The sequence below is a fragment of the Monashia sp. HAY1-5C genome (assembly GCF_056755255.1).
In genome coordinates, this window is the sequence record NZ_JBPGXG010000325.1 from 1 (window position 1) to 281 (window position 281).

The window sequence follows — 281 nt, forward strand, 5'->3', positions numbered from 1 at the left end:
TTTGGGATTTGCGTAGATCTTTAGAACGAGGACTGGATCTTGATCCCGCCGATCAGGGCGTCGTCGACGTTGTTCACGCCACCGGGATGGCGGATGTACTGCAGGTTCGGGCGCACGGTCGGCCGGTTGGCGAGGTGCACGCCGTAATAGAGCTCGGCGCTGTATTCGGTGTCCTGCGGTGGCAGGAAGGACGGGTCGTCGTAGTCGTAGACCGCCTGCGCCTGATTGCTCGCTTCGGCGTTTTTGCGAAAGGCCGGGTTGACGTGCACGCGGGCCAGGGC

General features: G+C 62.6%; 1 protein-coding gene. It reads right to left on the reverse strand.

What is annotated here, in order from left to right:
• Nucleotides 1–20: 20 nt before the first annotated feature.
• A partial coding sequence (locus tag ACR9ZK_RS21870; RefSeq protein WP_481344057.1) for a carbohydrate porin occupies nucleotides 21–281 on the reverse strand: 261 nt, incomplete at its 5' end.